This window comes from Paenibacillus sp. JNU01 (assembly GCF_059130585.1).
This window is the reverse complement of the sequence record NZ_CP169723.1, coordinates 441,811-461,772: the sequence shown is the minus strand read 5'-3', so window position 1 is coordinate 461,772 and position 19,962 is coordinate 441,811. Positions and strand designations below refer to the sequence as shown.

15 protein-coding genes are annotated in these 19,962 nt (G+C 44.5%); 1 reads left to right on the top strand and 14 read right to left on the bottom strand.

The features are described from left to right. Window positions 1-283: 283 nt before the first annotated feature. The 10 genes from NLBNIHML_RS01860 to NLBNIHML_RS01815 form a co-directional block, all read right to left on the bottom strand. Window positions 284-1,186 carry a carbohydrate ABC transporter permease gene (locus tag NLBNIHML_RS01860; protein ID WP_339242711.1) on the bottom strand — a complete coding sequence of 301 codons (903 nt, stop codon included), beginning with the start codon at window positions 1,184-1,186 and terminating at the stop codon, window positions 284-286. Window positions 1,187-1,198: 12 nt separating this feature from the next. Further along, the gene (locus NLBNIHML_RS01855) at window positions 1,199-2,101 is read right to left on the bottom strand and encodes an ABC transporter permease (RefSeq protein ID WP_339243071.1); all 903 of its coding nucleotides are present in this window, start codon (window positions 2,099-2,101) and stop codon (window positions 1,199-1,201) included. A 174-nt stretch (window positions 2,102-2,275) separates the two neighbouring features. Then, window positions 2,276-3,931, bottom strand: coding sequence for an ABC transporter substrate-binding protein (locus NLBNIHML_RS01850; RefSeq protein ID WP_339242710.1), 1,656 nt, complete (start codon window positions 3,929-3,931; stop codon window positions 2,276-2,278). Between the two features lie 139 nt (window positions 3,932-4,070). After that, window positions 4,071-5,612, bottom strand: a complete 1,542-nt coding sequence (locus tag NLBNIHML_RS01845; RefSeq protein ID WP_494353617.1) for a response regulator — start codon at window positions 5,610-5,612, stop codon at window positions 4,071-4,073. Between the two features lie 13 nt (window positions 5,613-5,625). Then, a complete protein-coding gene (locus NLBNIHML_RS01840) occupies window positions 5,626-7,407 on the bottom strand; it encodes a sensor histidine kinase (protein ID WP_494353616.1) in 1,782 nt (593 codons plus the stop codon). A 4-nt stretch (window positions 7,408-7,411) separates the two neighbouring features. Next, window positions 7,412-8,527, bottom strand: coding sequence for a response regulator transcription factor (locus NLBNIHML_RS01835; RefSeq protein WP_339242705.1), 1,116 nt, complete (start codon window positions 8,525-8,527; stop codon window positions 7,412-7,414). 383 nt (window positions 8,528-8,910) lie between these two features. Beyond that, window positions 8,911-9,750: a formylglycine-generating enzyme family protein gene (locus NLBNIHML_RS01830; RefSeq protein WP_472478195.1), complete on the bottom strand. Its 840-nt coding sequence runs from the start codon at window positions 9,748-9,750 to the stop codon at window positions 8,911-8,913. 134 nt (window positions 9,751-9,884) lie between these two features. Next, window positions 9,885-10,520, bottom strand: coding sequence for a glycoside hydrolase family 11 protein (locus tag NLBNIHML_RS01825; RefSeq protein WP_339242701.1), 636 nt, complete (start codon window positions 10,518-10,520; stop codon window positions 9,885-9,887). 73 nt (window positions 10,521-10,593) lie between these two features. Beyond that, window positions 10,594-11,367 (bottom strand): alpha/beta hydrolase, encoded by a 774-nt coding sequence (locus NLBNIHML_RS01820; protein WP_494353615.1) that lies wholly within the window; start codon window positions 11,365-11,367, stop codon window positions 10,594-10,596. Between the two features lie 40 nt (window positions 11,368-11,407). Then, window positions 11,408-12,691, bottom strand: a complete 1,284-nt coding sequence (locus tag NLBNIHML_RS01815) for an SGNH/GDSL hydrolase family protein (protein WP_494353614.1) — start codon at window positions 12,689-12,691, stop codon at window positions 11,408-11,410. Between the two features lie 291 nt (window positions 12,692-12,982). On the opposite strand from NLBNIHML_RS01815, the gene NLBNIHML_RS01810 reads away from it, so the two are divergent. After that, window positions 12,983-14,125, top strand: a complete 1,143-nt coding sequence (locus NLBNIHML_RS01810) for a family 8 glycosyl hydrolase (RefSeq protein ID WP_342573153.1) — start codon at window positions 12,983-12,985, stop codon at window positions 14,123-14,125. Between the two features lie 299 nt (window positions 14,126-14,424). Here the strand turns inward: NLBNIHML_RS01810 and NLBNIHML_RS01805 are convergent, their stop codons facing one another. The 4 genes from NLBNIHML_RS01805 to NLBNIHML_RS01790 all read right to left on the bottom strand — a co-directional run bounded on the left by NLBNIHML_RS01805 (window position 14,425) and on the right by NLBNIHML_RS01790 (window position 19,941). Further along, window positions 14,425-16,317 (bottom strand): beta-L-arabinofuranosidase domain-containing protein, encoded by a 1,893-nt coding sequence (locus NLBNIHML_RS01805; RefSeq protein WP_494353613.1) that lies wholly within the window; start codon window positions 16,315-16,317, stop codon window positions 14,425-14,427. A 17-nt stretch (window positions 16,318-16,334) separates the two neighbouring features. Further along, complete coding sequence (locus NLBNIHML_RS01800) at window positions 16,335-17,942, bottom strand: ABC transporter substrate-binding protein (protein WP_494354652.1); 1,608 nt, start codon at window positions 17,940-17,942, stop codon at window positions 16,335-16,337. A gap of 67 nt (window positions 17,943-18,009) precedes the next feature. After that, window positions 18,010-18,939 (bottom strand): carbohydrate ABC transporter permease, encoded by a 930-nt coding sequence (locus NLBNIHML_RS01795; protein WP_494353612.1) that lies wholly within the window; start codon window positions 18,937-18,939, stop codon window positions 18,010-18,012. Window positions 18,940-18,966: 27 nt separating this feature from the next. Continuing rightward, window positions 18,967-19,941, bottom strand: coding sequence for an ABC transporter permease (locus NLBNIHML_RS01790; protein WP_253435662.1), 975 nt, complete (start codon window positions 19,939-19,941; stop codon window positions 18,967-18,969). Window positions 19,942-19,962 lie beyond the last annotated feature (21 nt).

The following is a 19,962-nucleotide window of genomic DNA, read 5'->3' as shown; positions in this document are numbered from 1 at the left end:
TCTCCTCGTCAACAATGTTAAAGCTTGGGAAATTCAGGTGTTGTAGACAGTTCTTTAATAAGGAGCACTTGCGCTATTGGCACTCCTGCAATTTATAGAAGTAAAACAATTTATAATACAGTAGTGTCAAATAGATTGTCAACAATATTGTTGAACAAAACTTTTTCGTTCTTCTGGTGTAACTCCCCTTTGTGGATAAATGGCTCTAAACAAGTCAAAAACGGCCACACATGTGGCCGTTCTGGATTATTAATCTTTAACAGAATCTGTTTACCAATCAAGTTTACTCTTTTACCCCGCCAAGCTGCAAGCCATGAACGAAATACTTCTGCAAAAATGGATATACGACCAAAATCGGCAATGCGGCAACAATTGTAATGGCTGCCCGAATAGATACTGGAGTGACCATGTTGCGCGCAGCGCCAAGATCTGCCCCATTGGCAACGGCTGCACTGCTGTTGGAATTCATGGAAGAAGATAATAGTTTCATCAACTCATATTGCAGCGTACTCAGGTTTTGTTTGGAAGAAGCATAGAGGAACGTATCGAACCAAGAGTTCCACTGGCCGACTGCAATGAACAGTGCAACCGTAGCCAACACTGGTTGGCACAGCGGTAGAATAATGGACATGAACGTTCTGAAATCTCCAGCACCATCAATTTTGGCAGATTCGATCAGTCCCTCAGGTAGTGTCTGGATATAGGTTCGAATAACGATCATATTAAAAGCACTGATCAACCCAGGAATAATGTACACCAGAAAGTTGTTTAACAAATGCAAATCTTTCATTAGGAAGTACGTTGGAATAAGACCTGCACTAAAATACATCGTAAGAACAACAATAATGGTAATGGGCTTTCGTAATATATAATCTTTTCGGCTTAATGTGTAGGCCAGCATGGAGGTTAAGAATAGACTTAATACTGTCCCCAAAACCGTTCTCGCCACAGATATACCAAAGGCGCTGAAAATGGTTCCTCCTGCAAATACTGCTCTGTAGTTTTGATCTGTCCATACCCGAGGCCACAGATAAATCCCACCCCGGATGGTGTCATTACCGGCATTGAACGATACGGCGAGTGTATTCACAAACGGATACAGGGTAACAATCGCGATTGCGATCATCAGTATACCATTTAACGTATGGAAGACAATCGGTTCAAGCCGAGATTTATTGATTCCCATCTCTAGTCCCCCTTATATTAATCGGTCTTCCCCGAGCCGTTTGGAAATAGAATTCGCTGCAAAGATCAGCGTGATACTAACTACTGTCTTGAATATGCCTGCTGCGGTAGCCAAAGAGTAATTTCCGATCTGTAGTCCGTATTTCAGGACAAATATATCTATCGTCTGTGACCAGTCGACAACCACACCATTACCTAACAGATACTGAACTTCGAATCCAGCTTCCAGAATCCAGCCCATATTCATGATCAGCAAAATGATAACAATGGATTTGATTCCGGGTAAGGTCACATACAGCATTTTCTTATATCGGTTCGCACCATCGATCTCTGCTGCTTCATAGAGCGAGGGATCGATCGACGTAATGGCCGCCAGATAAATAATGGCATTCCAGCCTACTTCTTTCCACACATGAGATGCGCCTACAATGCCCCAGAAATATTCCGGAACGCTGAGCCACATGATAGGTTCTTGAATAATGTTTAACTTCATGAGCACCACATTGACAATCCCGCCGTCTACAGACAGTGAACTGGCCACGATGCCTGTCACGATAATCCATGAGAGAAAGTGAGGCAAATACGATATCGTTTGAATCGTTCGTTTATAGAACTTATGCTTGATCTCATTAAGTAAAATGGCAAATATAATGGCTGTCGCAAATCCGAGTACCATATTGATTACACTCATCGCAATGGTATTACGAAGCACGTTAAGAAAAGCATCATCAGTTAGCAAAAACTTGAAATGTTTGAGCCCGACCCATTCCTGCTGGGAGAAATTCTTGGCAGGACTGTAATTCTGAAAGGCCATAACCCAGCCCCAAATGGGATAATACGAGAATACGAGAATGTACGCAACGATGGGCAATGACATGAACATTAGTTGTCTTTGTCCGCGCAACCGTTTTAACATTGGTGTTTTGGCAACGACTGTACGGGTGGTTTGCTCTGGTATGGCTCCAGGCGTGTTCGCCATCTTTCACTCCTCCTATTGGCTTACAGCGACTTTATGCATGATACCCGGAAGGTACTCGCCTGAGTAATTCCTTTGGTTAATACCTTCCGAGTGAATCATTGCCGCATTTTTTTATTTAACAGACCAGTTCTCGATTCTCCATTTCAGTTGTTCATTAATTCGGTCTTCATAAGCTTTAATATCGATTTTCTTGTAAGCGTCTACATATTCAGTCCAAATGTTATCGAATTCATTCGGTTTTGACATGATCGCTTTAGGCAAGAATTTCAATGAAGTGTCTGTCATTTGTTTGTTCGCTACCGCAGCATCAGAGCCTTCTTTCAGATCGACCTGCCATGCTGGATAGTACACTGGATTTTCTGGTGCAGGAGAGAAGAAGTCACTCCACGTTTTGAAGCCATATGCATCCAGAAGCTCTTTATCTTCCGGTTTGAGGTTGTCATAGAATTCCTCAGGTTGGTTGATCGCTCCAATGGCATTGCCATCTTCAAATGTTCCTTCGAGCTTTGGTGCCGCAGCATAGAAACCTTCCGCTTTGTTAACCAATCTCCATGCCGGATCATCCTGCTCTTTACGTTGCTCTGGTGTACGATAGAATCTTCCCTCTTCATTCACCTGATAGTCTACACCTTCTTCACCCCATGACAAGAGTTTCTGGTACTTCTCATCCATAAGCTTATCGAGGAATTTAATGAGTGCGACAGGGTCTTCGGCATCTTTACTGATACCAAAACCATTGTTCAAGTTAATGACCGGACGATCCAGATAATGATCTGTGATACTTGTATCATAGACTAGCGGGAAGCCTACGTATGTCTGACCGATTTTCCCCTGTGCTACGAGTGGGTCTTCGCCGGCTTGGAAATTCCAGTGCTGGTCGAACATACTAAGTACACGTCCCGAAGAAATTTTGGCCAGATATTGATCATAGTTCTGAACGAAGGCTTCCTTATCCAGCAATCCTTCATTGTACAGATTGTTTAGTTCCTTATAATAACGTTTGGAGATATCCTTGTCGGCAAAAACACTCGCCACTCCATTCTCATCTACGACTACGCCCCCATCATTAGGGTGACCCGTAAGATGTTCTGGTGGATTAAGCAAAGGGAACGTCCGCCAGTCAGATGCCAGTGTAGTAAAGCCAATCGTCGGTTGTCCATCAATCGTCGGATTCTTGGCTGCATAATCACGAACCAACTTTGTGAAATCATCCAACGTTTTAGGAGTCGGGTACCCGGCATCCTTCAGGATGGACTTTTGAATCCAGAATGCTGGCCCAGAATAATAGTTACTAATGAACTCCCCTGTATACACTCCATAGTTAGGCAACCAGTAAATGTGTCCGTCACTGGAATCTTTCATCCGGTTCCAGTCTTTACCGAAATGCTTCTTCAGATTAGGTGCATGCTCTTCAATGAGATCCTCGAGCGGAATAACCGCACCGGCTGATACCAGTTTGGTATCTGCTGTGATCAAGTCAGGGAAATCGCCACCGGCAATCATAACGCCGAGCTTCTGTTGAAGATCACCCACAAGAAACTCCATCTCAAGATTGACTCCGAGCTCATCCTGGATCTTCTTGTAGATTCGGTTGTCTTTAGCTGGCGCCTGATTTGGCGTTCCGATAAAGGCCGTAATGTTCAGTACCTCTTTCCCATCCGGTGTAGTTGCTTTCTCATTGTCACCGCTGCATCCTGCAAGTGCCAAACTTAAAGCCAGAACGAGTGATACGGAACCCCAAAGCTTCTTTTTCTTAAGTCCCCCCATGTACTTGCCCTCCTTGGAAGTGGTATGTCTTACTGTTTTTAGTATGAAGAAATGTATGCGGTTTCAAAATATATATATTTAAGGTCCACCCCCCTGTAATTGCAGGTCTTATTCGGGAGAGGTTCTTCTTTTTCAAGTCTCAATTCACATACTTTTGTCTGTATTCTAAAGGTTTCATGGCTGTACGTTTTTCGAAGTGTCTTAGAAAATGCTGGTAACTGCGGTACCCTACCTGCTCTGCGATCGCACTTGATGTCTGATTCGTATGCTGGAGGAGACGTTTCGCTTCTTCCATTCGCAGATCATGTACTACCTCGATTACACCTTTGCCGTACTTTCGCAAAAAGGACTGCCCTAAATGGACTGGGTTCACGTAGAATCGTTCTGCGAGTTCCTGGATCGTAAACGTCTCTCTGTAATGCATCTGCACATATTCAGCAACCGTTGCCTGAATGCCACCAAGCTGTCTTTCCCGGAAAATAGCCAGTTCTGACTTGCATTGCAAACAGAAATGTTCCAGATTGCTAGCAACCTTTTCGATATTTCGTTGGCCCTTCTCCAGGATTTCGCTTGCCAATTCATTCATTAGAGCATTAGATTCTCCTCCTAATTCTCTACACAAGGACAGTCCGCGGAATATAATATGGGTAGAGAAAATATGTACAATCTCTGGCGCAGCCTTCATCTCTATAAACAGTTCAAAGGCACTACGAATGCAGCTTGAGAGTTCCTCTACAGAACCGTTCTCAAGCAACTCGCTAATATGGTCCACCTCTGACAGTGTTTCCGGATCAAACTGCCAATTCTCCAGCTGAATTTCTTCGGCAAACAACAGGCGCTTTTGATTAAAAAACAAATAACGCCCAACTTCCTGAGCGGAGCAGAAGGATTCAGATAAAAGCTCCAGTTTGTTCACCGTTGAACCAACCGCGATATGAATATCTTCACAGCCGTTATTTTGCATATTGCTCATCAAACGCTGGGCAAAAGCTTTAACTGCTTCAGAAGTCCCCCCGCTATCATTCACTTCTTCACCCCATACCAGTCCCAATGAGTCTCTTGTTCTGTCTAACACATAACAACTAGTTGTTGCGTCAGCCATTTGTTCAGCTACTAAACAGGCTTCCTGAATATCTCCTTGAAGAGCTATCCGCAGGTATGCCCAATGGGACTTGTTCAAACGAGGAAGGGTCTCTGACATCTCCTGCTCCGATATAGTCTGCTTATCCTTAATCAGTGCGGACAAAAACGCTTTGATCCTTTGCTCGTTGGCATGTTCCCGAATACGCTCCTGATTTTCACGTTCCTGCAATTGCATACGGAGACGAACCAGCATATCCTCTGCTTCCATACTGTCAACGGGTTTGGTTAAATAGTTGGAGACACCTAATCGAATGGCTTGTCTGGCATAATTAAAGTCACTGTATCCACTCGTGATGACAAACAGCACAGACTCATGCTCCAATCGTCGTGCTTCTTCTACAAGTTCAAGTCCATTCATGACAGGCATACGAATGTCTGTCACCACGAGATCAGGTTGATCTTCTTGTATCATACGAATGGCTTCCTCACCATTGGCGCACACACCTCTGATTTCAAATCCATGCTTTTCCCAATTGATCAGAAGTTGTAATCCTTCAATGGCATACGGTTCATCATCCACTAGCAATACTTTATACATGAGAGTTTACCTCCTATTTCCTCTGTTCCAACCTGGAGATTGGTATACGGTATCCTGCAATGGTTTGCTCTCCCGGTACACTGCTTAGATCGAATATCGCATTTCCTTCATAAAAGAGTTCCAACCTGCGGTAGACATTACGCAGTCCTACATGTTCACCGTTTCTGGGTCTTTCAGAACGAATATCTCTCAGAAGCTCGGTTAGTCTCCCTGCATCCATGCCGATTCCATTATCGATCACCTGAATTAGCAATTCAGAAGCATTTCGTCTCGCCATTATCTTGATCTGTCTGCCATTTTTTCGCGCCTGCAAGCCATGTTTGCAGGCATTTTCGACGAGCGGTTGAATACTCATTCGCGGAATTAGCAACGAAGCTGCATCAGGGTCAACCTCGAAGGTGTAATCAAACAGCTCTCCAAAGCGAAACTTCTCAATCTGGAGATACAGATTCGTAAATTGCAGCTCTTCTTGCAAAGGAATCAGATTGTCAGAATGACTGAGCAACTGTCTCATCAGCATGGACAGACTTTTAATAATCTCAATGACTTCTGTATATCCATTTTTCGTACTAACGACCAGCAAGGCATTCAAAGTGTTAAATAAAAAATGGGGATTCATCTGACTCTGGAGCATGGACAATTCGGTCCTTACTTGATCCAACTCCAGATCTTTTTGACGGATTTCCAGTTTATATACGTCATTAATCAACGTATGAATTTTACCAATCATGATGTTAAATGTACGAATCAGCCCGCCAATCTCGTCGCGCCCTTCCTGAATTTCAATCAGATCGAATCGTTCATTGCGAACCTTCTCCATATGTCTGGATAACTTGCGAATCCGATAGTGATAGGAACGCAAAATAATGTAAATCAACACAGAGGGGACTACAATACTAATTGCCAGTAATCCCAGAATGGATTTGAAGGCTTCTTGCAACAGGTGGTCAAGGTGACGCGTATCGGCAACGCCAATCAATTTCCAACCCTTAAGGTACGCTAAATTGCCCAATGACTTTTCGAGTGTATAACCAGAATCGCCAGCTTCCTTGGATATTGGTTCGTTATCCGGGTTGGATATGGCGGTTTCGCTGAATTCTCCGCTTGAAACGACAGTACGGTTGTTGCTATCGACCAGACGCAGCTGAAGACTGTCTGATTCACGATTCAAAATGCTATACACCCGGTTAAGTTCCAGATCGATCTTGGAATACTTGTTGTAATTGGCATAGGAAGTGTAGGTATCCATTTTGCCAATCACACTGATCCTTCTTCCCGCGTTAAATCCGGACGGCTCAACATAATCAACAACAAGAATGCCCCCACTGGTGGATTTCAGCTGTTTCAATCCAGGAAGTACATTCTTGTCTTTCATCACAATATAATGACTGCCCGTCTGAATGGTATCATTATCCGTATAGATACGTACCTCCAGAATATTCGCTGACATATACCGTGTTAATTTATCTCGCAGAAATGCATGATACACATTGTAATAATCGACGGGGGAAGAATAGGTCCGATCCAATGCCTCGTAGAGCGAATCGTCTGCTGCAATAATTCGGCTAAGAGCAACGCTCTCATCAATCATGCCAAGCAGTTCCCCCGCAGCCCTATCGATGGATTTGCGCAGATTTTCCTGTTCTCTAATTTTGATATCCGCAGAGGTTCGTTGATAGAAGAAGATATTAATCGTTATTACAGGAAGGAGAATACTTAGTACATAAATAAGCAGAAATTTTGATCGGAGAGGAATATCATTAACCTTACGGAACATCCAGAATTTATGACGCATATGATCACCCTTGATTTTTGTTTTTGTAGACGGATGGAAGCTCCCCTGTATGTGCTCTGAATTTTTGGGTGAAATATTCAGCATCATGATATCCCAGACTGAATGCAATGTCAGTAATCTTCATATTGGTACGTCGCAGGAGTTTACGGGCCTCCTCAACACGAAGCTGGTGCACATAGTCACTGAAACTGACTCCCATCTCCCGCTTGAACTGTTGACCGAGATAGGCAGAATTCACGTGAATACGATTAGCTACATCTTGTAATTTAATTTTACTTCGATAGTGTTGTTTCAATTCATTCAGCGCTTCTGCAACAAGCCCTCCTGTACCCGATTTTTGCTTCGATTCAGACTGGGAAAGTTGCGCGGACAGTCGAACACACAGGTCTTGTAATGTGCCAGAAGTCCAACTCGCTGCCTCGTGCCATTCTTTTTCACATAGTATTTCTCTGCAAACCTCTCTCTTTCCATATTTCCGTAGCAACTCCCCATGGATATATCGGATGACATGATGTATCCACTCCAATGAAACTTCTGCTTTCTCACTTTTCTTTAGCAATGCCCTCACTGCATCATCGATGGAATATGTGTTTCCTGCTTCAATCAACGCCAAGATCTCTTTGGAGATGTTCATCATTTGCTCTAAATTATATTCTTCGCTTATTTGATATTCATGAAGATGATTTTCATAGGCTTCATCTGTAACCATAATTCCATTCTGCTGTTGTCGTTCATTTCTACGTTTGTCCAGAGGTTCTATCATTTCCATAAGGATTTGATGAATTTCCTCGGGAACAAGAGGTTTAAGCACATACTGATCGACCTGATACCGTATGGCTTGCTTGGCATAATTAAAATCGGAGTATCCTGTAACGATAACGATTTTGGAGGTATAAGCGAGATCTTCTCGCAAGGTGTGAATCAGACCGAGACCATCCATAACAGGCATTTGAATATCAGTAACGACAAGATCCGGTTCAACCGAGTTGAACAAAGCAAGTGCTTCCTCCCCATCGGTTGCCGTCCCACAGAGTTCATATCCACAAGCTCGCCAGTCGATCATCGTTCTCCATCCTTCTAGCATAAACGGCTCATCATCAGCGACAATGACCTTGTACATTAGCTCACCTCTCTTTTGTCCGTGATCAGCTGCATGTATTTTATCTATATCTATGGGTAGATTCCATTTGTTCCGAAAACGCTAAACAGCAGAACAACAGCAGGATTGTTGTCTGCTCGCACAACTTGGAGAATTTCAGGATCTGAAGATGTATGCAATTGTATAATAAATTACATTTTTACCAGTCTAACCATCATTAATCGATAACTTAGAATTGTATCTATCAGTCGTATTATAAGAACGCTCCGATTATAACGAAGCGCCGGGAATGACAATACAAGTGTAACGCTTACATTTTTGTGCAACAACCTGATAAACTATAGGTTTTCACCCGATAAATTATAGGTCGAGCTCAGAAGTAATCCACTAACAGGCAAGAGAATTTATTCTCCGCGCACAATACGGAATCCTTGATCAGGCCCAAAACCATTTGCATCAAATTTGCCTCGGAATGCTATTTCATTGTTATTGACACCGCCCATCCAGCCTCCGCCTTTCACAACTCGCCAAGTTTGATTGGGTCCCTCCGGATCGCTGTACCACTCCCAGCACCATTCTCTCACATTCCCAGACATATCATAGATTCCTAACTCATTCGCCTTCTGAGTTCCGACTTTTTTGGTTTGGTTACGATTACTCTCAATAGCGGGCCAGCTCCAATCACCTGTCAGAATATTTTCGCCGGCATTTATCCAGTACCAAGCAACTTCATCCGGATTATTACTTCCGCTGTATGTGTAATCTAAGCTCTTTTGGCCTCCGCTTGCAGCGTACTCCCATTCTGCTTCTGTAGGTAAACGGTAACCGTTGGCACCTTCGTTGATCGTTACATTCCATTTGATATTGTCGTTTTCATTGTGATTATTCGTATCCAGATTGTCCTTGTCTATATTGTAATAAGGTTTCAGGTTTTCTTTTATACTTTTTTGATTACAGTATTCGACTGCGTCATACCAGCTGACCATTTCAACTGGCAGATCATCTCCCTTGAAGCCAGACGGGTTTTCCCCCATAATTTCCATCCATTCTTTTTGAGTCACTTCATATTTGCCAATATAAAAGGAGTCCAGCGTTTCATTTTTATTAGTAAAACTCGACTTACTGCTCTTGAAAGCCCCTCCTTCGACGAAAACCATGTCATCGTTTAATTGAGAATTACCGGCTGAACAAGCACTCAGACTAACAACCATGGCAATTAAAGTTAACCATACTAGCTTCCTCATTCAATTATTCTCCTTTGCTAAGCTTGAATCCGGCAACGTCGAGGTCCGTTAATCTGCTGAATAACGGTTCCTCAACGCTTCCGGAAAATTGAAATCAAATGCAAGTGCAGACGTTGAATTACATTACATCATTTTTACCAAACCGTTACGTTTGCACTTCCGCTGCTTTGATAACCCTCTGTAGCCATTACCTGATAGGACCAACTATTTCCAAGGTACATCCCTTTGCTCGCCCACGCATTCACATGATTGCTGAAAGTAATGGTAGAATTGACACCAGTCGGTCTCTTGGACTGTCTAACACTCCAATACTGAGGGAAAGTCTGCGTACCATCAATGGAAGGTGCATTGTATCTCATCGTTGTATAGATGTCATATGTGCCACCATCACTGTTCACCGTGCCCTTATACGTTCCGGTCGGACGATACGTTCCCCAGCTATCCACCACGTAATATTCAATTAAAGCGTTTCTAGTCCATCCATAGAAGGTGAGATAGCCATTACCTGAAGGAGCGAACACACCGGCATTGTAATTGACTACCCGATTAGGTGTGCCATATGTCCACCCTTTCCCGACAACAAAGTTCCCGGTATTTTGCCAATTCACGCTGTAATTCCCGCCAGATCCATTCACCGCGTTGACCGTTCCTCCACCATCTGTCCAATTTTGCCAATAATCTGTTGCAGCACTGGATGTTGCTGCGAATACACCAAAACTCATGGAAGCTGCAAGAACAACAGTCATTAATTTTTTACCGAATTTGAACATAAAATGATACCTCCTGATATTTTAATAGATTTGGTTGACACTACAATCCGATATGAATGATCTTCAGCAGATTTCACTTGAAAAGTTGTTGCGAAAACAGATACAGATCGTTCTTCCATACGGGCCAATCATGTCCTCCACTTTCCTCATGCCAAATGTGAGGTACTCCGTGTTGTGCCAGATATCGGTGAACTCCAAGACTAATCTCTATAAGATTGTCCTGCTCACCACAAGAGATCCACAACAGCGAGAGTAATGAAGGCGCTTTCGAAAGATCGGGAACAAGCAGCTCCGGACTTCTGGTGTTTGGGGCTGCAGAGAAAGCACCGATCCATGCAAAATGGTCCAGATTGCTTAATCCGATATTTAAGGCTTGACCTCCACCCATGGATAAACCAGCGATTGCCCTTTTATCCCGGCTTGTATGCACAGGATAGTTGGACTCCATGTAAGGGATCAAATCGTGAAGCAGATCGGATTCAAATCGTTCAAATGCCTTGATTTTTTTAGGTTCAAACAAGTCTCCTTCGGCCCGGTCGTTCGACATCGCGCGACCATTGGGGAAAACAATAACCATTGGCTCAAGCAAGTTATCGTTGTACAGATTATCAAGAATAATTTGGGGAGAACCATGAGTATGCCATTCGGTTTCGTCTCCACCAATCCCATGCAAAAGAAAAAGTACAGGATACATTCTTGTCGAAGAAAACTCTGGTGGGGTATACACCATCGCTTTACGGGCATTGCCAACCGCCCTGGAAGGGTACTCTATCGTCTCCATGACTCCACGTGGTATATTCTCCCGATATTGGTCATATCCCGTTACTGCTGATGAGATCAATTTCATTCTCTTTTCCTCCGAACATATGAATGACTATCCGTCTTAATTAATCCACATAGCCAAAACCCAGAATGGTGAAGCATTTATGTTCATGACCTTCTGCCATGTCGATCTCGATGGAGTGCTCCCTAACTTGTTCTTCGTCAAGCAGAAGTAATGCATGGCAATGGGTCCAGTTGATCTTACGCGGATCGACTTTTTGGACCAATACCCCATCTACCCTGATATCTGCAGTTCCGAATTCGTCGCTACCCGAATCCTTAAAGATCAGAATGAGACGTTTGCACTGCAAACTTATGTTGAAGCTGCTCTGAGACCCTCTTCCCTCTCCCGGACGCATCCAGTTGTTGGGGAACTGGGGTGTACCATAGTCATGAGCATCCATCTCAGCCATCTGCAGATCCGTGTCCGTTTTGCAAAAAGAGCCTTCATCGATAAGGGCAATGTTATTGCCGTTTTTCCGATCCAACAGCTTCACATGAACAAAATCATCTCCAATTAGCGGAGCTTTTTTATTATCATGATCTTGCTCATCCCATTCAGAATGATTCGTCACATCGAACAAATATTCCAAACAATCGGCCATAATCCGATGCCCTATGTTGGTCGGATGATATATATCATGGAAAAATTGCTTTTTGGAAATAATGTTACCCTCATCTATTGTCATGTTGAACTGATCTACGACAGCATCTTTCACACTTACCATTGGCAGATCATAATGCCAGCCAACCGGGGCGAGACGATCCTGCAGATTCCAGTCATTTTCAAATACACTGAATAACAAGATGACTGCTGGCTTGTTATCGGCAGCAAGTGCTTTGAGCACCAGACTCTCGTAACAATTCCCTTGAGTTTCATCATCTGCGTCATTCACTGCGAATTCGATTATGACAATATCCGGCTGAACCGTACCTCCACGTAACACATCACGATCATAACGTACAATCCCCAATTCCGAAGGAGTTCCACCTACGCCTGCTTTAATCAGATGAATCGGACTATCTTTTGAAAGCGCAAACATAAACTTGAACGATTCATACGACCGATAAGCGTAACTTTGAAGATGAATAGGTATTGCACCAGCACCTTGGGTAATGGAGCCTCCAATATAAGCAATAACAACAGGTTCGCCGTTTTTTGCCTTCTCAATGGCTCGTTTTAATCTGACATTAATCCCTTTGTTCAGAAGAGACCGGCCAATCATGTCGCGATATCCTTGTGATTCAAAGTCAATTGCGGGCTTGACTGACGAAGCTGTCACTCCCACTGGATCACGCGGTGCAGTGAATTCCGTGTTTTCACCTGCATCTTCTGAATCCCGGAGCATAAATCACCATCACATCCTTTCGGCTAGATTCTGATCATCCCTCAAACCAAATTTAAAGGACCACAGCTTGTATTATGATTAGATCAGGTGTGATCCTTCTCCCAAAGTGTATCGCTTACATAATTTTACAACAACCTGACAAAGTATAGGATTTCAACCACTATATCATTTTAAGTTAAGTACAATAACATGCGGATCAGAACACCTATAATTTTTCATGTAAACGCTTTAATTTGTATACTATTTCCATGTTATAATTTTGAAAAACCGCATTGATGAAGGAGGAAACGCATGAATATCACAGGTCAAGGCGCGTTGGATACGGGTATGTATACGAATCTGTTTTTGAAGCTAGGCTACGATCAGAATGAGATTACGACCAGATTGGATGAAACATGGAACGCGCTGTTTTATGGCGATGAAAATACTCGAATATATTATCCCATGGGTGAGGACAAGGGATATTTGCTAGATACCGGTAATCTCGATGTTCGATCTGAGGGCATGTCCTATGGCATGATGATGGCTGTTCAGATGGACAAGAAGGACGAATTTGATCGACTCTGGAATTTCTCCCACACCTTCATGCAGCATACCGAGGGTCAATACAAAGATTACTTCGCTTGGCATTGCAAGCCTGACGGTACCCGGCTCTCGCAAGGACCTGCTCCTGATGGCGAGGAGTTTTTTGCCATGGCGCTGTTTTTCGCCGCCAACCGCTGGGGGGATGGTACTGAACCTTATGATTACAAGGCACAAGCCCGCAAGATCCTTCGTGCCTGTATACATCAAGGTGAAAACGGCGAAGGTGACCCCATGTGGGACCCGGAAACAAAACTGATCAAATTCATTCCGGAAACACCGTTTAGCGATCCGTCCTACCATCTGCCTCATTTTTATGAACTATTCGCGAAATATGCGGATGAAGAAGATCAGGCTTTTTGGAAAGAAGCGGCGACCTCTAGTCGGTCTTACCTACATACAGCCTGCCATCCCGTCACCGGACTTTCACCAGAATATGCGAACTTTGACGGCTCTCCTGCCCCAATACAGCCACATGGGGATTTCAGGCATTTTTACAGTGATGCCTATCGTACTGCTGCCAATATTGCGCTGGACTGGGAATGGTTCCGCAAGGATCCATGGCAGATCGAACAATCCAATCGGATTCAGTCCTTCTTTAGTGATATTGAAATGTCTGATTATCGTCGTTATACCATTGAGGGTGAGCCTTTTGACGAACCTTCACTGCATCCTGTTGGTTTGCTGGCTACCAATGCCATGGCTTCACTGGCTGCAGATGGTCCGCATGCTGCCTCATTTGTTCGCAAATTTTGGAACACGCCTCTGCGTCAGGGAGAACGGCGTTATTACGACAATTGCCTGTATTTTTTCAGCATGCTGGCTCTAAGCGGAAGATATCGCATGTACTAAGCGGATGTGTCCGTGCCATTGCACCTGTCCTGCGGACGTTGAACAATGGTTGAGGCCAGGCTAAATTCAGCGACCATCGCCCTCGGAAAGCGGATCTTCTGGCGCTGCAAAGAATTCTAAGATAAATCTGAGCATCTGCATCGTCCCGAGCTGATGCAATGATATGTAGATCCTCTCATGAGACTTATCACACAAAAAAACGTTCCCGGCTCGCATCTGATAGCTGCGAATCGGGAACGTTTTTTTGTGCCAATATAGGCAACATCATCATCATTTCTCTCTCTGTACGACATGCCTCTTTAGGAATTAAATGCGTCTTCATGGTTGCTGGTTGTCTCGTACTCATAAGCTGCGCTCCCCGTCTCGGCCACGGAGAATGGTCGAGCAGGAGAAGCGTCATTCCCCAGATCCAGGTAAACGCTGTATCTTGTTTCTTCCACCCGAAACAGTGGAATGAAGTTCAGGACTTCTCCTTGCTCACTTTCTGCAACGAATGCCAGTTCCTCCCCGGGAAGTCTGACGATCTTCTCATGCAGATTGCCTGCCGTCATTCCCTTCACTCTTCTGTAATCCCCCAGCTGTGCCAGCAAAATGTTACCATACATCATCGCGGCTTTGCTATCCGAACCTTGCAGTGGAACCAGATGCAGCTTGGCATCAATCTCAATCTCGATGATATCCCGATCATGAAATTCTCGCTCAATGACGATGTAACCATTCTTATGTTGCACATCTGGGGCACTGGCGTTGATTTTCACCGCTGCGACAGACTTCTCTTTCAGGTACAATGCCAATATCACGGGTCTTACCGTCTTGATCACCAGGGTAGACACAAGCGTATCGGGATATTTGCTGCACTGCTCAATGCGGGTGTGCTCGCTCCACTCTACGGTTGACGAGATGAATGCATTTAACAGCAATCTGTTTCCGCTTCTGAACCAGATGTTTTTCTGCAGCTCGCTCATCGCCTCGATACCGGAACCCGTACAACACCAGAAGGAATCATAGGCACTGCTGAAATTTTTGGTTACACCGCTTCCCATTGGCTGGTGGTATTGAGACAGCCCTGTCTGACTGCTGGCACTATTCAATATGGCATTATATTTAAGTAATTCCATATGTTCCAGATATTCAACTCCATCGGACCATGAATGCAATCGCTCCAGTATGCGTTCGGTGTTGTGTGCACAACAGCTCTCACTCTCTCCACCTGTCAGTGCATCTTCCAACCTTCCGAAATGGCCCCAATGTTCCGATTTCTCGGAAACTCCGCCTTGGACAGGAGCGAAAGCCTTTGAACTGTTATTGCCATTGGCAAATGTTCTTCCTTTCAAAAATTTGTAGAAATGTATTGCTGCCTCTCTGTATTGGCTCTCGCCAGTGATCTCATGACGGTGCATTGCTGCTATGATCATGGGAAGATGCGTGTTGGCGTGCAGATCTGCAAGCATATCCTGACCATTAACAAGCGGATCTATAAAATAGTCTCTGTCGAACAAATGTGCAAACTCCAGTATTTTCGCATCTCCGGTAAGTTCATGGAGTGAGTAAAGGGCATCTCCCATTCCTCCGAACTCATTCGCCGGATTCAGCCTTGTGCAGCGGAGAATGCCATCGATTTGCCAAAAAGAGAGCTTTGCAAACCGTCCGGATATATAATGGGCCATATTCACTCCAAGCTGCAAAGCCTTCATATTCCCCAGATATATATGACAGTCGATGAGTCCTTGCATTACTTTGTGAAGGGTATAGTACGGTGCCCAGACCTTTGGACTATGCTCGCTTTCCAACTGGTCAAGCTGATCCTCCTCGAAGGCGCTTAAGTATCCGTTCGGACGTGCACAGGATTCCAGGATATCCACTATCTCGTTGGCCTTCGACGTCAGTTCCCGATGCTGATTGGCAAAAGCCAATTTGGCACATGCCGAGAGATAATGTCCTGTAAAATGTCCTCTTAGGCCGCAATCTTCGGCTTCCCATCCATTCAGAGGCTCTGCACACGATGGTTTTCCTGCATTGATTCTGAACGTGTGCATAAGTCGTTCGATACGAAATGACATCAAATAGGTTTGCACAAGCTGCTGCCGATGTGCAAAATCTCCTTTTGTCAACCTGACTTCATTCAGGCCAAAGTTGGTGAACAAAGGGACACCTCGTTTCAATGTATATCTGATTTGTTCCACCTGATGCATGCAATGGGACACCTCAACTATTTGGAAATAGAAGAAGCATCATAGGAAGACTGCATGATTTCCAGATAACGATTGATGTTCAGTCCCTCCAGTCCTTTCACATAATCTTCCCAATCCTTATCGAGACTTTTCGCTCCCGTAATGAATTGCAGCGCATTTTGATCGATATAGTCTTTAAGATTAGTCTGCATCATGCTTGTTTCATCCGCCAGAGACGGGTCAACCCAGAGTGCCCAGTGAGGGAAAACGTCCGTTGGCTCTTTTCCTTCCATCAATAATGTAGCCTCATACAGTCGCCGTTCATAACCGTCATTGGCGTAGATGTCCTTGCCCTGTACTTCGGCGTCACGATAGGCACGGTGATGATTGTACTGACTCAATGCTGCCCAGCTGTCATTGCGAGGTTCTTCTCCGGAAGGAAGCGGAATGGCTTTGTAGAGCGGCTCTATCTGATCATTGAGCGCCACTTCGCCTTCCTGTGGTTTACGCCAGCTTGTGCCCTCTTCTCCCAGATAAGATGCCATGGTCCCTTCTTGGGTGTAGAAATAATCCAGCAGCTTAATGGCTGCAATCTGTGTTTCCTCGCTGGCCTTGTTCGTCAGTACAAAAGACGCTCCGGGATCGATTGGATAGTTATACGTAGCATAGGTTGCATTCGGTCCCTTCAGTGGAGGGATGGGATTGTAATCATTTCCGTAAGGTGAACCTTCGGCAGTGGTTACAAATAACGATGGATGCATCGCTGCTCCTGCACCGAGAAGCTGTGCATCGGCATTATCACCGATCTTTTTGAAAGCACCCACGTTCTGCGTAAAGGCCCCCGGATCGATCAGCCCTTCATCATACAGGGATTTGATATACGCAAGTCCTTCTTTCCACTCCGGCTTATTCGCAACGGTCTCCACTTTCCCTTGGTTAACGATGAGATAATTCCGATCATCGTCATAGATAAAACCGTTCATTAAATAAGGGATAATGTGCACCCCAAAATTCTCGGTAGAACCACTTAGGGGCACTTCATCTGCCTTACCATTTCCGTTTGGATCTTTGGTTTTAAATGCCCGAAGCATTTCCTTAAACTCTTCTGTCGTTGCAGGCTCGGTCAAACCTAATTGTTCCATCCATTTGGTGTTGACCCACATCTTGTTCGGGTATGAACAGTGAAAACATTCATTCAAACCTGTCAGACCATAGATATTTCCATCTGGAGCGGTATTCATGGCCCGATAATAGTCATTGCTTTCAAGCACTTTTTGAATATTCGGGGCATGTTTCTCAATCAGATCATTCAGCGGTAATATTACCCCCTGTTGGCCAAACTTCAACAAGTCTGTCTGGGAGAACCGATCTACCCACGGTATTAACAGATACAAGTCCGGATAATCGCCGGAAGCCAGTGAAATCTGTCTTTTCTCGGCTGCACCATCGAATGGAACCGTGGTCCAGTTGAATTGGATATCAAATTTCTCTTCCATTTTCTTCGTGAATTTATTGGTGGACAGATTGGTGTCCGAGCCTTGGTGTGCAAACACATTAATGGCTGTCTTGCCTGACGAATCGCCGCCTTCTCCGTTCCCCTTTTCAGAACTGGAACATCCGGCAAGAACCAACGAGGTAAATAGCATACAGGCAAGAATGATGAAACCCGCTTTTTTCAATACAATCCTCTCCCTTATGAATAATAAAATGAACCTATCCTTTGACAGAACCAATCAACATGCCTTGCACGAAATATCGTTGTACAAAAGGATAGATAATCAGAACCGGCAGGCTGGCCATGACAATTAATGAGTATTTCATGAGTTCAGCCATCTGTTGCTGTTTGATCATTTCTGAAGCGTCCATATTTCCCGTACTGCTGTTCAGAATAAGAATGCTGCGCAATATCAGCTGTAGCGGGTAGAGCGATTGTGATTTCAAATAAATGAGAGCGTCAAAGTATGCATTCCATTGACCAACTGCGTACATAAGCGACAACACGGCAATGATTGGTTTCGCGAGCGGCAGGATGACACTGAAGATAAAACGGATGTCACTGCACCCATCGATGTCTGCTGCTTCGGACAGCTCTTCCGGTATTGAATTCTGGAAAAATGTACGTGCAATGATGACTTGCCAGACCCAGATAGCATTAGGAATCAGCAGCGCCCAGCGGGTATCAATCAGCCCCATCGTTTTGACCACCAGGTAGGTAGGAATCAAGCCGCCCGAAAACAGCATGGTGAAGGTGATAAACATCATTAGTGAGCTGCGACCAACAAATGTCTTTTTGGATAACGGATACGCAATCATGATGGTCAGAGCCACGCTGATCAACGTACCGCAGGCTGTGTAGAAAAGGGAATTGGCATACCCCGTAAGGACTTGATCATTGCCTAATACAGACTTGTAACCATCGAATGTCAGGTCAATGGGCCACAACCAGACTTTTCCTGAGGAGACGGCAGCAGGGCTGCTAAGCGAAGAACTCACAATGTATATCAAGGGATACAACACGGCGATCAGCACCACCGTCAGCATGAAATAAACAACCGTTATAAATACGCGATCTCCCCAAGATTCGCGGATTGTACTGCTGCTCCTGATTCGGGAACGACCGGTATCTGTTTGTGTGTTAGACATGAATTAGTTCTCCTCCTTTCGCTCCCGTTACCATAAGCTTGTGTTGGACAGTCGCTTGGCGACCGCGTTTACGATTAATAGCAAAACCAGGTTAATTACCGAGTTGAACAAGCCAACCGCAGTAGCGAAGCTGTAATTGGCATTCAGCAATCCTATTTTATAGACATACGTGGAGATGATTTCCGAGGCAGACAGGTTGAGCGGATTTTGCAGCAAATATATTTTTTCGAATCCGACAGCCATGATGTTGCCTACACTCAGAATCAGAATGATGACGGCTGCCGGAAGTAGTCCAGGCAGATCAACATTAATGATTTTCTGCATTCGGTTGGCTCCGTCCACTTTGGCTGCTTCGTACAGGGATGGATCAACACCCGCGAGAGCGGCCAGATATATGACAGCGGAGTATCCCATTCCCTGCCACACATCGGAGAATACGTAGATGGAACGAAACAGTCCGGGCTCTCCGAGAAAATTCACCGCTTCAAAACCAAGAGCACCTGCGATTGTATTGACAATACCCAACCGAGGAGACAGAAAGAGCATAATGATGGAGACCATTACTACGGTAGAGATGAAATATGGAGCATACGTCACCATTTGCACGATTTTTTTGAATCGTATGTTTTTGATTTCATTCAGCGCGAGTGCCAGTAATATAGGAATCGGGAAACCGACAATCAGGCTGTAAAACGAAATGTAAAGCGTGTTCTTGATGAGTGTGATGAATGCCGGATTTTGAAAAAGCAATTCAAAATACTTGGTTCCGGCCCACGGACTGCCCCAGATTCCCTTGATGACGTTGTAATCTTTAAACGCCAGCACCGCATTCACCATCGGTACATACTTGAAAATAATAAAGTAAGCAATTGGTGGCAGGATTAACAGATACAGCTGCCAATGTCGCCTCCAGCTTCTGGATAATGCTCGCTGCAAGGCAGACGATTTACTTGTCTTTTCTACGGACTTCGATTCACTTGTCATTGTTGTTCTCAGAATCATCCCCCCATTCAAGGCTCCCAT

Coding starts and splice junctions, on each gene's coding strand:
- NLBNIHML_RS01860 (WP_339242711.1), bottom strand. CDS start 1,186: ATGGGAATCAATAAATCTCGGCTTGAACCGATTGTCTTCCATACGTTA.
- NLBNIHML_RS01855 (WP_339243071.1), bottom strand. CDS start 2,101: ATGTTAAAACGGTTGCGCGGACAAAGACAACTAATGTTCATGTCATTG.
- NLBNIHML_RS01850 (WP_339242710.1), bottom strand. CDS start 3,931: ATGGGGGGACTTAAGAAAAAGAAGCTTTGGGGTTCCGTATCACTCGTT.
- NLBNIHML_RS01845 (WP_494353617.1), bottom strand. CDS start 5,612: ATGTATAAAGTATTGCTAGTGGATGATGAACCGTATGCCATTGAAGGA.
- NLBNIHML_RS01840 (WP_494353616.1), bottom strand. CDS start 7,407: ATGCGTCATAAATTCTGGATGTTCCGTAAGGTTAATGATATTCCTCTC.
- NLBNIHML_RS01835 (WP_339242705.1), bottom strand. CDS start 8,527: ATGTACAAGGTCATTGTCGCTGATGATGAGCCGTTTATGCTAGAAGGA.
- NLBNIHML_RS01830 (WP_472478195.1), bottom strand. CDS start 9,750: ATGAGGAAGCTAGTATGGTTAACTTTAATTGCCATGGTTGTTAGTCTG.
- NLBNIHML_RS01825 (WP_339242701.1), bottom strand. CDS start 10,520: ATGTTCAAATTCGGTAAAAAATTAATGACTGTTGTTCTTGCAGCTTCC.
- NLBNIHML_RS01820 (WP_494353615.1), bottom strand. CDS start 11,367: ATGAAATTGATCTCATCAGCAGTAACGGGATATGACCAATATCGGGAG.
- NLBNIHML_RS01815 (WP_494353614.1), bottom strand. CDS start 12,691: ATGCTCCGGGATTCAGAAGATGCAGGTGAAAACACGGAATTCACTGCA.
- NLBNIHML_RS01810 (WP_342573153.1), top strand. CDS start 12,983: ATGAATATCACAGGTCAAGGCGCGTTGGATACGGGTATGTATACGAAT.
- NLBNIHML_RS01805 (WP_494353613.1), bottom strand. CDS start 16,317: ATGCATCAGGTGGAACAAATCAGATATACATTGAAACGAGGTGTCCCT.
- NLBNIHML_RS01800 (WP_494354652.1), bottom strand. CDS start 17,942: ATGCTATTTACCTCGTTGGTTCTTGCCGGATGTTCCAGTTCTGAAAAG.
- NLBNIHML_RS01795 (WP_494353612.1), bottom strand. CDS start 18,939: ATGTCTAACACACAAACAGATACCGGTCGTTCCCGAATCAGGAGCAGC.
- NLBNIHML_RS01790 (WP_253435662.1), bottom strand. CDS start 19,941: ATGATTCTGAGAACAACAATGACAAGTGAATCGAAGTCCGTAGAAAAG.